Source organism: Basilea psittacipulmonis DSM 24701, from assembly GCF_000743945.1.
GTDB classification, from domain to species: Bacteria; Pseudomonadota; Gammaproteobacteria; order Burkholderiales; family Burkholderiaceae_B; genus Basilea; species Basilea psittacipulmonis.
Genome location: NZ_CP009238.1, coordinates 1604305 through 1617597 on the forward strand (window position 1 = coordinate 1604305; position 13293 = coordinate 1617597).

General features: G+C 44.4%; 16 protein-coding genes. All 16 read right to left on the reverse strand.

Features of this window, described 5'->3' with window-relative positions:
• Entirely contained in the window at nt 1–2502 is a 2502-nt protein-coding gene (locus IX83_RS09095; protein ID WP_051919478.1) for a hypothetical protein, read from the reverse strand.
• A 12-nt stretch (nt 2503–2514) separates the two neighbouring features.
• A complete protein-coding gene (locus IX83_RS06835) occupies nt 2515–3123 on the reverse strand; it encodes a hypothetical protein (protein ID WP_038500661.1) in 609 nt (202 codons plus the stop codon).
• A 56-nt stretch (nt 3124–3179) separates the two neighbouring features.
• Nucleotides 3180–3365: a hypothetical protein gene (locus IX83_RS06840; protein ID WP_038500664.1), complete on the reverse strand. Its 186-nt coding sequence runs from the start codon at nt 3363–3365 to the stop codon at nt 3180–3182.
• 12 nt (nt 3366–3377) lie between these two features.
• Nucleotides 3378–3758, reverse strand: coding sequence for a Bbp16 family capsid cement protein (locus tag IX83_RS06845; protein WP_038500667.1), 381 nt, complete (start codon nt 3756–3758; stop codon nt 3378–3380).
• 10 nt (nt 3759–3768) lie between these two features.
• Nucleotides 3769–4770 carry a major capsid protein gene (locus IX83_RS06850; RefSeq protein WP_038500669.1) on the reverse strand — a complete coding sequence of 334 codons (1002 nt, stop codon included), beginning with the start codon at nt 4768–4770 and terminating at the stop codon, nt 3769–3771.
• 15 nt (nt 4771–4785) lie between these two features.
• Complete coding sequence (locus IX83_RS06855; RefSeq protein WP_051919481.1) at nt 4786–5388, reverse strand: hypothetical protein; 603 nt, start codon at nt 5386–5388, stop codon at nt 4786–4788.
• On the reverse strand, nt 5360–5662 hold the full coding sequence (locus tag IX83_RS06860; RefSeq protein WP_051919483.1) for a Bbp19 family protein: 303 nt from the start codon (nt 5660–5662) through the stop codon (nt 5360–5362). The genes IX83_RS06855 and IX83_RS06860 overlap by 29 nt, the downstream gene beginning before the upstream one ends.
• 15 nt (nt 5663–5677) lie before the next feature.
• A complete protein-coding gene (locus IX83_RS06865; RefSeq protein WP_038500672.1) occupies nt 5678–7345 on the reverse strand; it encodes a portal protein in 1668 nt (555 codons plus the stop codon).
• 3 nt (nt 7346–7348) lie between these two features.
• Nucleotides 7349–7702 carry a hypothetical protein gene (locus IX83_RS06870; protein WP_038500675.1) on the reverse strand — a complete coding sequence of 118 codons (354 nt, stop codon included), beginning with the start codon at nt 7700–7702 and terminating at the stop codon, nt 7349–7351.
• A 2-nt stretch (nt 7703–7704) separates the two neighbouring features.
• Nucleotides 7705–8157, reverse strand: a complete 453-nt coding sequence (locus IX83_RS06875) for a hypothetical protein (protein WP_038500678.1) — start codon at nt 8155–8157, stop codon at nt 7705–7707.
• The gene (locus IX83_RS06880; RefSeq protein WP_038500681.1) at nt 8157–8603 is read right to left on the reverse strand and encodes a GNAT family N-acetyltransferase; all 447 of its coding nucleotides are present in this window, start codon (nt 8601–8603) and stop codon (nt 8157–8159) included. The genes IX83_RS06875 and IX83_RS06880 overlap by 1 nt, the downstream gene beginning before the upstream one ends.
• Before the next feature lie 62 nt (nt 8604–8665).
• Nucleotides 8666–10279: a terminase gene (locus IX83_RS06885; RefSeq protein WP_201770238.1), complete on the reverse strand. Its 1614-nt coding sequence runs from the start codon at nt 10277–10279 to the stop codon at nt 8666–8668.
• On the reverse strand, nt 10266–10772 hold the full coding sequence (locus tag IX83_RS06890) for a terminase small subunit-like protein (RefSeq protein ID WP_051919485.1): 507 nt from the start codon (nt 10770–10772) through the stop codon (nt 10266–10268). The genes IX83_RS06885 and IX83_RS06890 overlap by 14 nt, the downstream gene beginning before the upstream one ends.
• Nucleotides 10773–11108: 336 nt before the next feature.
• Nucleotides 11109–11504 carry a DUF559 domain-containing protein gene (locus IX83_RS06895; RefSeq protein ID WP_038500684.1) on the reverse strand — a complete coding sequence of 132 codons (396 nt, stop codon included), beginning with the start codon at nt 11502–11504 and terminating at the stop codon, nt 11109–11111.
• Nucleotides 11501–12265, reverse strand: coding sequence for an ATP-binding protein (locus IX83_RS06900; RefSeq protein WP_051919488.1), 765 nt, complete (start codon nt 12263–12265; stop codon nt 11501–11503). Before IX83_RS06900 ends, IX83_RS06895 begins: the two co-directional genes overlap by 4 nt.
• The gene (locus IX83_RS08655; RefSeq protein ID WP_051919491.1) at nt 12265–13293 is read right to left on the reverse strand and encodes a helix-turn-helix domain-containing protein; all 1029 of its coding nucleotides are present in this window, start codon (nt 13291–13293) and stop codon (nt 12265–12267) included. The genes IX83_RS06900 and IX83_RS08655 overlap by 1 nt, the downstream gene beginning before the upstream one ends.

Consider the following 13293-nt stretch of genomic DNA (forward strand, 5'->3'; position numbering starts at 1 on the left):
TTATCCCCCTGCAGTCACTTCTGCCGTCAGTGAAATAATCGTCAATGGCAGTGGGTCTGTTTGCCTTACGAAAACTTGACCACCATCCGTCCAACTGGGCGTAGTCAATACATCGACCTCCCCTGTTTTCAGCTTGGTTGCAGAACCCAACGGCTCATTGCGTCGCTGTTTATATTCTCTGAGATTATCTTCATCAGGACCCACCCAAATACCAGAGGATTGATAAACACGTAGCCAAGCCCGATTAATATTCTTAACACGTCCTTGTCCATAGGCATTATCTAGCTGAACTGCAATAGGTAAAGTCTGCATGTCCGACACAATCGGTAAACCAACATGAATAACAGAACCCGCAACGTTCAATGCAATTTTCCCATCCTTAACCACACACTGCGGGTGAACTGACCCATCTACTAACACGTTTAGTTTCTTACCTTCAAGATGATCCAGTCCTGTCAACTCTTTAATAGGCACACCAGAATACGAAAGGCCCGAATCGACAAAGAATGCGTTTTCTTGATTACCAAATAAAAAAGCAGACATTCGTTCGATATATCGTACCGTTTTTCCGTTGATGTTTCGTTTAACCACAGTGTACAGAACATCCTCATTATCTTCTGTCACGGCCGTACATGACTCAAACATGCCATCTGTATCATGCCAATGCCAAGCTCCTACCTGCTGTTCGGGCACGTAAGTTAAGCCTAAAAGCTTTCCGTTAGATGAGACAAACCAAACAATTGGCTGTGGGGCTTGCGTAAAGGCCATATCCTTAATGTCTAAGCCATCAAATAAATGGGGAGCACGCAGACTTAAATCGCCAGAGATAATCCCTTGAGCTTGAGCGTTGTAGCCCAGCTCTCTAACATGCCCACCTCGTGAAGTCACATAAATAATCGAGTTGGTGGCGATAATAGGTTGAACGTTATTTGCTCCTACATAGGATTGAGGACTCACGCTAATGGACTTAGGTGTAATGGCATCAGAGTTCACAGAAGTCACCGTCCATTCAGCTGAGCTGGTTAATAGAATTAAATGCGTTAAAGGAATAATGTGACGAATGGTATTAGCCTCTCGTGCCGCTACTCTGAACGCAATACGGTCATCATCTCTCACAGGGAGAGAATACGACATATTGGACTCGGTAGCACTTTTGGTCATCCAAATATTCTGCGGTTTATTAATCGTACCCGCAAAACATCGTCTTTGTTCAAAGTAAGACACAGCACCCGGATATTCTCCTGGGCCATTAAACACATCATCATAAAGTGGTGGTGTGGTGCTTAAATCTGCATCGATGTTATCATCTTCAAACGATAAGGTATCCGATTGACCGACATAACCATAAACACCACTTTGAAGCTTATACACATGGTAGCGTACCGCCCCTTCCACCTTTTCCCAAGAGATTCTATTTTTTACACCTGTAACATACAAGTTAGACTGCACAGTAGCGGGTTTAGAGGCTTTGCTTTCTGCTTGGTTCGCGTCAACAGAAGTCACCACATACGAGTACGTATAGTCCGTATTTTTTACTTTTTGATTGCCCTCTGCTTTGATGGTGAACGTGGGCTTTGTTACGTTTCCGCTGGGCGAAGGAAGGTCGGGATAGGATACATGCTTATTTCCGAAAGGTTGCCTTTGGGAAGGTGCATCATACCTAATCACAGGTTCTACCAACTTCAGTCCTTGAACATTATTATCCGTAATGCTATTAAGTGTAGCACTTCCTACAAGGGCGTAGCTCTCGATATATGGACCTGCTATTCCGATTCTTGCTCCAAAACGATTCCATTTAAGCACTCGATACAAATCATAAGTAGCCCCATCAGGATTAGTGTCCGTAATGTTAATTACATTATAGGCTCCGGGCATATCTAAATTAGTCTTAACAGAAACGCGATCGGATATAGCCACTCCTTTACTCGTTCTCTTGACTAAAAAATATTCATACGTTTTACTGGTATCTCTTTCGTCTTTTTTCTCTTCTCCCCCTCCTGTTCCTACCCTCACGTTCTCCGGTGGCGCCAACAAGCTATTAAATTTAATATCAACCAATTCCCAGTTAGTCGCCCCTTTTCGTCTTAGCTCCTTAGGTGGATAGTTAGGGTGTACCAATGTCAACACGTCAGCAGATTGTACAAAATGCACATCAAACAAGTCTTCTTCTTGATAGGGGTTGGTAATTTCATAAGGCTGTCCATCTTTAAGTAGTGTCGCCCCATGCGTATGAAATCTAAAATATTCCGCCCCAAACTCAATCACCATGGTTTGAGTAGTTGAAAAGGTAAACGGAATGAGTCGCACCTTTTTGCTAGAATCTTTCACCTCTCGCACAAAAGCAAAGCCCGGGCGATTAGTAATGGGGCCATGAGGTTTGGGAATGAAGTTGCGACAAACAGCCAACCCCGTTACGTACTTTACATCATCGATACGACCAAACAATTCAGGTGTCACTTCTCCACCGGCAAAAGATCGTTGAAAGATTTTAAAATTAGCCATCTCCAATCCCTCTTACATTCTTGCTTGAATCCAATCTGGACAGTGTTCTAGCCCAATGCGTTGTTGGTTACTGTCTGACACCACCGCCTTACTCATCGCGATATTAAAGGCGTTCACACAACTTTGAGAAATCTTAATACCTTCTGTGCCTTTGATAATGGGTCCTGCTAAATGAGACGCCAGCAACCATCCTAATGCATCCACAAACAAAGGGCTATAACGCGTGGTATCTGTGATTCGTTCAATAAAATGAATCTTGACCTCTTCGTGGCAGGCATCGCAGTAGATTATTCTTTCGCCTTGCTCGTTAGTCTCCTGACGGTAATGCAAGACCTGTCCGTTAAGCCCTTTTACCGCAATAACCTTAATCGTGTTAGCTGGCACCACAAATACCGCTTGTTCTAAATCATCATCTGAATCTTGAACCAGTCTAGCTAGGGTGGTCTCTCGCGTAGCAAAATGCCAGTTATGCAGTTCCAGCATGGTGTCTCTTGCCATCGGATAATAGCGTTGACAGTGCTCTGCCTGCATGGAACCTTCTGGCGGGTTAATGCTAGAGACCGTTGCGTTATCGCCAATTCGAGAAAGGGCTAAATTACAAATATCAACTTCGGAAGCCATAATATTCCTTTGAAAAAAGAGGGGGCGATTATGGCCCCCTTAAACGCACCAAGTACTTACTTTTTGCGGGAATTACTTTTTACTTTAGGTTCAGTTAGCTCTTCACTAGGTGGCTCAAACTGCGTACGTTCAACGGGCACAAACCAACCGGCCTCATCAAAACTATCCACCATGAAGGTAGTGTCCTTTTTACGCAATACGCCACCATAAAAGCCGTCCTGTAACGCAAGCACTTCAATCATCACTTTCTCCTTTTAGGTAGCAGGATAAGCTGTATGACTAGCTGGTTGAGCAAGTGACAAGTACGAAGTAACCTGACATACCGCACCGTACTTCAATCGTAGATAACGATTGTTCTGGTTAGGTACGCCAAAGCTATACGCATTACCTGCTTTAGCACCTGCAGGAATCACGATAGAGCCCAACGTATCGTAAGTGCCGTTTTCCGTCTTACTTGATTCAAGAGCCACCGTAATCGCAGAAGAAGCATTAGACACTAACTGCACTACCGCATACAAAGGTGTACCGACACCGATGTTGCGATCAGAACCCAAGTCAATGGTGTTAGTCGATACACCATTTGCCGTAGCGTTTTGCTTATCAGAAAAAACCAAACGTGAATCAATAATAGCCATATTAACCTCCTTACACAACTCGTGCTTCTGTGCTTAATACCGCATCACACGCATGAACAGGGATACCATCAAAAGTCAGCACAGGTTTACCTGCCACGGTTTCCCAAGTTAAATTACTTGCAATACGCTCTTGAATACCCAAACGTAAATGCGTACGTAGTTCGCGGTTTAGGTAAATTGCAGGACGACCAAGGTTAAGTTGAGGAATACGCTCCGTTGCTTGGATGAGATAGTTAATCAACTTCTTAGCGGACTCCACACCGTTAGCCGCTTTTAACGCTTGCATATCGATGTTGGCAATACGCACTAAGTAACGCCAATCGCGAACGCACAAACCTGCGTCCCAGCGATAATGCGTGCGATATGCCTGCATACGACCGCCTTTACCATCTGCATTCTCTACAGTAACCTCACCTAAATCCTTAACAGAAAGACCTGCTTTAGAACCTTTGGGATAGATACCGTGTACCGTATTGGGCCCCCAAACAACCAAGTAGATACTAGAGTTGTTGTTACCTGTGCCACCTGCGTCGATAATATTGTCAGCATTACCAGCAGACTTACTATCAATGCGGGGAGCAAAGCCCGTAAACGCGGCAGGTTCTGAACTTTCATTGCCATAGAAGATGGTGCTGGCCATCTCTTGGTTCATACCTTCGATGAACGCACGGTCTTCGCTTAAACGAAACGCAGCTGTATTGCCGTTTAAGTCTGCTAACGCTTTATCCACTTCAGCATAGGCTTCTAACATACCTGTGCTGTCTGTGATTTGAACAGTAGTTGAACGTGCAGGTTGAACACCGCCATACAGCTTACGCCATGTCGGAGCGGGCAATCCCGTGCGAACAGTGGTTTTATGACCTGTTGGCAAGTTACCTTCCACAAACGTCATGTCTTGCAAGATAGGGTTAGTCTCGTTTAGCAGTTCAACGATTTGGTCAATCGAACCACCGGGGTCAAGTCGCTTGGCCACATCGGCTAGCGTAGGGTTTTGAGTTGATAAAACAGCCATAGTTTCTCCTTAAAGTTAATTCATTTGAGAGTTATCGTAAAAAGCAATTCGCTTTGCTTGATTGGTCGAAGTACCGCCTTGAACCATTTTGTCTTCTGCTAAACGGCGACCAGCACGCACACAAAAGCGGATAACTTCTGGGTGATTGCCAATACCCGAGGCGTTTAATAACTCCTTAAACTCAGGCGTACCAAACGCGTCAATCGCTCGTTTTGCATAAGAAAGATTTTCCTGTAAGTATTCTCCGCCAAACTCTTTATCCGCTTTAGACTGGTTAGCCCAGTCTTGATGCACTTGTGCAATTTGTTCTTGCTGGCGAGCATGTAACATCGGGGCCATGCGGTCTAATACAAGTTGTGCCTTATCTTGGGATAAGCCTAGTTCTTTTGCCACACCTGAAAAATGCTCAAGCACCTCGGGAGCCACTTCGTTTCCTTCAACAGGTTTAAACTCGTACTTCTCTGGTACTTGTTCTTGAGCAGGCTTTTGCTCTTCAGTTTGAGATTGAGTTGGCTGACCAGCATCCGCTTTTTGTTCTTGGCTAGTTGGCGACTCGACTTGTTCTTGACTATCAGCAGTGTCTGCTGTTTCAGTACCCAGTAATGTGTCTTCTTCCATCTTTTACTCCGTTTTCTCGTGTCATCGCAAAATACGATTCTTGACAATGTTCCATAACCAAATTCAGTAAACGCAACCCCTCGTTACGTTGTCCTTCTAAAAACGACATGTGCAATGGGTTCTCGTTAAACGACAGTCGAAACACCCCCATTCGCTCTAGAAGTCGCCAAACAATTCGACGGCCTTGTAAATGCGACATCAGCCATTCGATATCCTCTTGCTCTTTTAAGACTTCTAGCTCGTCATGTTGATAATTTACGTCTTTATTTTCCACCTATGCACACCCCCTCTACGTATAGCCTGTTAAGCCACTTAACACACCGCTTAGCCCTTCTTGACCTTCGCCTTTAACAGAACTTAACGTCTTGGCCATATCTGCCCCTTGTTGCATGGCTTGCATTTGCTGAGCTTGCTGTTGGGCTTGTGCTCTTTGTTCGCGAATCAAAGCTACCTTGTCACTTGGGACGATTAGTTCCGGGTCAACCCCTAACATATCTGAATACATATCTGCCCACTTATCCGCATCAAGCTTATCTAGCACCTCAGGTTTCATACTCGCGATCGCACCCAAGTTACTCACGAAACGGTCAATGCTGTTAGTAGCCACCGCTCGTTGTGCTTGAGCCAACATGCTGACAAACTCAACATTAAGGTTCATACCCTGCAACTCTTCTGGTGGCGGTGGCACGATGTCGGCCTCCACCATACGGGCAAACGTGATGTCAATTAGCGGATGTAGAATTTCATTGTGTAACCGCTCTAGCACTGGACCCAACATCAATAGCTTTTCCTCATGGCGTTCTGCCACTTCAGTAGCGGTCATTTGTCGTCTGTCGCTATTGGCAATCATCAAAAATAAATCCGCGTAAAAGCTTGCTTCAATGCGACTTCGCACATCACGAATATCATCAAGTAAATAACTCAAATTAATTTGAGCTTCAAAAGCGGTACGCACGCCACCTGTAGCACTGGCTGAATCCACAAAGGTAATGCCTCCGGGCAATAGATTAATGCCTGAGTTTTTAAAATTAGTAGGAGCTTGCAGTGGCGGCTTTGTCTGATAATCAATCCCTTGAGCCTTACGCATTTGCTCGTGTTGCAGTTGTTTAATATCACCCAACGCTTCCATCGCAGGGCTCATACCATACACGTCACCTGACTCTTTGAGCCATCGTGGGCATAAGGCAGGGAATTGCTCAAAACCTGATTCCCTTAAATATTTGTATTCATCCTCTTGCCCTTGCTCAAAGTAGATCGACTTAAAGGGCATGTTTTTATTGTCTTTTTTGCTCGTATTCCTATCGCTTCTGGGTTCAATCGCGTGAACAACCGTCACCCACTGGTCTAACGAACCTCTATCGTATAAATTCTTAACACGAGTGCTACATGCCTCAAGCCCAAATTCCGAGACGACTTGAGCAACCGTCATATCGAACTCACGATAAAGCGTGTTGACTTTTCCTCGATAGTCTGTAGCCAAAGCATACTCCCCGATCGACAAGGGATAATGATGCACCACTGAATCAAAGTCAAATAAGGCGATGGTACATGCCGTGCCAAACGCTCCTAGTTGCTCATAACAAGAATGCAAAGCCAGATACGTGTTACTCTTGGCAAACACCATCTGCATTAAACGTGTAACATCAGATAGCCAAAGCTTAACGTTAGCTGACTCATCTAATGTTGCGTCAGAAGTTGTTAATCGAAACCATGGGCGGGCAGGGCTTGTCATTCCCGCCATAAGTCCCGCAGACAATACTCGCAGTGCTCGCGTCCCAGTACTATCGTGGATAAGGTTATGCTTTTTACTACCATCATTTCGTCTGTCTTTCCCAAAACGACCAGAACGTGGCAGTAAGTGTGACGCGATATCCTGCCAGTGCGAGTCCCAGCTAGCACGCTCATTCTTTAGCTGTTGCCAACGTTGTTCAATAAGCTTGCGAGGACTTTGTACCATGAATTACCCACCCAAAGTATTGTTTGAGCCAAGCAAAGACTGCTTGCCTAATTGCAACTGGTCTTGTCCTACGCCTTGTACACCTGTTAGCATGGTGCCACTTAAGCCTTGAGCTCCTGCCTGTTGTGCAGAGCTTAACATCGCTCCGGCATTGGGTGCCTTACGATTGGCTCGGTTAAATTCCATCTCTTGCTGACGTTGTGCTTTAGCAGCCGCATCAGCCTGCTGACGAGCTTGCTGTTGTTGCTGAATAGACGCACGTTTAGCCGCTTTAGCTTGCTGTCGACCGTTTGAGTAGGCAATCCCTGCAGAGGCGACTGCAGCTACAGCCATCGCTCCCATAATAACTCCTGACATAACTATTCTCCTGTAATGACAATGGTGTTTAAATCTGATGAGCGTGAAGCAAGTAGATGAGCTTGGTCAGTAAACTCCTCTTCTGCCTCCTGCACGCTTTTAGCTTGTGTTGGGAAGATCATGGTTAAGTACGTATCCTCGTGTGCCATAAACATCTGCTTACGATGCTTGCTTGCTGGCAGAACCTGATATCCATTTACAAAAATCTCCTTATCGCCCACATACACCGTGGTGGTGCCTTGAACGATTAACAAAGTGCTTCTTTTAATCAACACCCCAGTGATAATGGCTCCAGCTGGAATCTTGATGGTTCTTGCATACATGCCCGCATGAATCACGTGGTGCGTAGGAATCTCAATTTGCTCAAGCTCCATTAACTTTTCTTCAACCTGATGAACTTTTTCGATTTGTTCATCGGTCATACTGGGTACGACTATCGTGCTAGGAAGATTCATCAAAGCTCCTTAAAGTAAAAGGTGTTCGTTGCTTTAAACCCATGACGAGGAAGTACTTTTTCTAAAGCACCTCCTATCGGGGCACTTGCAAAGACACCTACCGCCCCACACGCTTTGGCCAACTCTTGAGCTTGCTTCAAAAGGCGTAAGCCCACTCCACCTTTTCTAGCAGATGGACTCACAAAAAACGCATCCGTTGCGACAATAAGTTGACTGTGGTGAAGCGTCTTGCTAAAGACTAGTATTAACCCACCCACTAATCTATTGTCTCCAAAAGCCCCTAACACACGTGTTAAACCTGACTTTTCTAAATGCCGATACGCTTCTTTGTTGACAGGACCATATAAAGGAGCTCGCCCACCATCTTGAGTGTATTGCTCCACTACTTCTTCAAAATCTGGATGATTAAATAGCTCATCCATCGTCAACTCTCGTATCGTTACCATAAAAAATCCTCTTTCTTGATTGCATATTAATGGGTAAAAATACACCTATGCACACCCCCTCTTTAGTAAGGCTGTGCATAGGGGTCGTAGTCTTGATTGGTTTTGGCGTAAGGGTTGTATTGACTGCTGGTTCGGCTTAACGTTTGCAAGACTTTAAGCTTAGCCGTATCCATCAACGCGAGGATGTAGGCACTACCATAGTCTGGCGATCGTCCGATTCGTTTAATAATCTCGTCTCGGCTTTCAACCTGAATCACATTGCCTTGCATTTTCCACTTGGGTGCACATAAATCAGCCAGTAATTTACTGTCTGGAGGCAATGCTATTCCTGTATTGTTAGCTGGATCTAACGCCTCTCGCATTTTCCACCAGAGCTGTGAGCGTAAATTTTTAAATCGCAACCTACCCGATTCATCAGTCTGGGTGGCGGACTCTGCAACGTTTACGCCAACCACTTGTATGCCCATCTCTTGAATAAAGTCGTATGGACTTGCTCCTACACCAATAACGTCTAGATGAATCACCGCATCGTCTCGTCTTGATGCGATAATCAATCCTGCAGTCTGAGGTCCGTTTGGGGTTTGTGTGCCCGGGTAAGCAATCGGCTCATCAAACCACATCCCATGTCGTCTAGCGATAACCGTGCTGTCTTTGCCACCACGAGCAATGTCTACGCCCATTGAGTCCATAGGTGGCAGTCGACTAGGTTTGTGCCAACGAGATTGTGCTAGTTCCACCCAGTGCGTTGGGATAACCTGATACACATCATCTTCAATCCCCGCCGAGAAGTCGCCATTTAACATCTGTGAGCGTAAAGGTTCTGGTAATGCCTGCAAAGTTGTCAAATAGCCCGTGTTCAGCAAATAAGGGTTATCCGTGATTCGTGACGGAATAAACGTTCTACTCATGGGTCTGATGATTTGCGTAGCATCGTACTGGCCTCTGTCAAAACCATAAACGGGCTCACCGTCAATCAGTACAAACTCATCCGACCTATCTAGCCAAAGGTCTCTGCCGTTAGGATGTGCATCGTCCGCAGGCAAACTCGCCGCATAACGAATCTCGCCTGACTGTGCGGGATTGGGGAATTTTTTATCCAACCAAGGTGCAAAGAAGTCGATAATCCACCTACCCTCAGCAGTTGTCGGTGGGTTAAAGGTGAGCAGTGCTTGACACTTCTGTCCAGGCGTGGTTGTCCTTAGCCACCCCAGCAAAAAGCGTACTTGATGAGCCAAAAAGTTAGTCGCCTCATCAAAAACCAATAAGTCGTGCGGACGACCTTGATACTTACTTTCGTCACCGGGATTAGGCGTTGCTCCTAGTTCAATCTGTAGCCCCGGAATCGAAGGCGGTCGCCATACTCCTTTAGTAGAATTAAAGCCTTCAGTATTACCTAACAATTCCTCTAGGCGATCGGTTACGCCTGTCAACTCTGTACCTACTCGGCGAAGTATCATTACCTTTTGATGTTGCGTTAAAGCTTTACCACACGCCAAATCCGTTTTACCGCCTCCTGCTGCACCACCGTAGCCAATGATTTGAGCTTCTGAATCATACGCCTGCATTTGTGGTCCGGGCAAAGGTCGCCAAATTGCTGTATCTGTATCCAGCAAGTCCAATAACTCTTCCTGTTCACTGGGGGTCAAGTACTGCATTAACTCATCAAGATTCTTCACGGTAACCTCGTTTCTTGGCTTTGGCCAACAATGAATTTAGTCGCGAAAGTCTGACCGTTTCGCTAATTTCTACTGGACCGCCTTCATTGCCTGTTAGCTCAATCTTGCTTGTATCGCCATACTTTCTAGGCGACATGCGGGCTAAAACCCATTTACGCGTATCGGCTTGCAAACGTGCTTTAGCGATACTGGCAAAATCCTCTGGAATGTTATCCACTAATTCCAACAGTTCATCATGAATAAGGTCAGCATGAACTTCCCTTGCTCGTGTGTAGTTGTCCGAAAAATCGCTATACTCTCTTAACCACAAATACACGGTAGATCGCACAGGCATATCAGCTTGTTCGCAAATCTGCTTTAAGCTCAACCCTTGTTCTAACTGCTCACAGATTTTATTGGCCACCTCCTTGCTGTATTGAGTAGGCCTGCCTTTTTTAATTTTCCCAACTGGTCCAGACTTGGACTTTTTGCTTTTTGATTTTTCCACTGCCATTTAATGCTCTCCATTCAAACGTTAAAGTTGCTCGTCTCTTATAAGTGCAAATCGATGCAATCGTATTTTTTGACACACCAAACCGACAAGCCAGTTGCTGATAAGAAAGCCCTTCATCCTCGTGTAGACTTCTTATCTCATCAACCTGCTTGTCTGTCAGTTTTGACTTCGGATGACCTTCCCCCACCCGGCAACCCGACTCTGAAACCGGTATTTTTTTAGTCAATATAAGCCCCTATGCAACCCAATATGCATACCACAATCAGTATGCAAACAATTTGAATTGATTCAAATATCCAGTCATTACCATGCCACTTTTCAGCTTTTGTTCGTTTCTTAATCTCTTGCATTGACCGCCTCCAATACCCAATTCAAAGCGGATAAACTTCTAACTTCCTGTCCCGTAAACCTATACACCTGCCAGCCCATTAACGTGGCTGTGTTGTATTTTTCACAGTCAGCGATAAAACCTTTGGCTCTAGTGTGACGACCATTTGTCCATACTCCGCCTTCAATTTCCACTGCAATTTTCTTTTCAGGCATCGCAAAGTCAAACTTCCATTTGCGAGTTGGGTGAAATTTAAACTCACGTTCAAAACTCAAATCAGAGGCTTTTAACTGCTGTTCAAACATCTTCTCAAGGACACTTTCTTTTCTGCTTCTACTGAGCTTTCTTTTAATGCTTGCTTTTTGCTGAACGAGGGCTTGATATTCTCGTGATGTCAATCTCATGCTTTACTCCTGTAGCTTCCCCAAACGCAGTTAATCAGCTTGCCACCGTCTTCTCTCAAACGGTCAATTGCTCTTTCTCCCAACAAATTAGACAACTCTTTAATTTCTAAATTGGTCACCAGAATGGTTGCTTTATTCGCGTTATATCGGCTATTGATTAACGAAAAAAGTCTAGACTTCTCAAAGTCACTGTCATTAATGCCTACTTCATCTAACACTAGCAACGAGGGTTTTTCTAGCTTACGCATAATATCCCATTCCGTTTCTTGGTAATCCACTCCTTTACGACGCTCCCATGAGTCTTTAATTCGGTTTGCAACATCCGTTACAGTCGTGAAGTAGCATGAAATACCATCAAGATACCTATCAATCAATGTATTCAAGATCGCTAGTGCCAAGTGAGTTTTTCCTGCCCCTACACCACCAGAGATTATGAGAGAACGTCCTACATGGTCTTTAAACTCATTAGCAAACACCTGACATATCTCTTTTGCCTGTAACTGCTCGGGACTATTTACCACGAAATTATCAAAATTTTTGTTTATGTAACGTTCAGGAATATTCGCAATTCTTTGAGAACGAGTTTTTAACAAAAGTCGATTAGCTGCACGTTCTTCCTGCTCCAAACGTTCTTTACGGCACTTAGGACACTCTCCTTTATCGTCCTTATACGCGATATTCTCGTACGCTCCATGCACCTCACACGTGCCTGTAACTACGCTAAAATTTGGCGAATTAAATACTTCTAGTAACGTTTTCATTAAAAATCTCCTACTACTGGCACATTGCCGTAATACTCTTTGGTAAAGTTATTCCATTTGCCCAACGTTGACTTACCTTTGGATTGGTTGTTAGAGTCTTGCCAATTCCATGACGCTTTAAACCCTTGCCAACCGCGTTCAATGGCAATCCTAATTGCTTGTTCTGTTGTTAGCCCTGCTTTTTGTGCTTCGTTTTCAAAGCCTCTTAAAGCGGTCTCAGTGATTTTTGATTTTCGATGAGCAATAAAGTCGTCAGCAAGTTGCCCAGTGATGCCAAATTGGACAAGCAGATCTTTGGTTGATTTTTTTGGTGAGTTTTTAACGGGGGTGAGGTGAACAGCGTGCGAGTTTTTCTCGCGCGCGTTTATATTATTTATATTATTTATATTATTATCTACTATATTATTATTTATATATATAGGTTCTGGGTGCAAAATTTTCACCACCCCTAGTGCAGATTTTTCACTAGGTGGTGCAGAATTTTCACCACTTTCTTGTGTAATTTCTTCATTAGGTGGTGCAGAATTTTCACCACCTAGTGCAAAATTTTCACCACCTAGTGCAAAATTTTCACCACCTAGTGCAATTTTTTCACCACCACCTAGTGCAGAATTTTCACCACCTAGTGCAAAATTTTCACCACCTAGTGCAGAATTTTCACCACCTAGTGCAAAATTTTCACCACCTAGTGCAAAATTTTCACCACCTAGTGCAATTTTTTCACCACCTAGTGCAATATTTTCACTAGGTATCTGCTTCCAATTTTCAGGGTGCAATTGATACACATTGCTACCACGTCCATCATTAGTTTTTCTTTCAAACACAGTTAGCATTTTTAACGCTTGCATTTGTTTGATATGCTGAATGACTGTACGACGAGATACCTCACACTGCCTAGCAATGTCAGCATAGCTCGGATAGCAATAACCTTCATCATTGGCATTATCTGCCAATTTCAACAAAATAAGCTTTTTAGTGCTGTCCCCTATTTTGCTCTCTAACACCCTTGTGATAAGTTTGATGCTCAT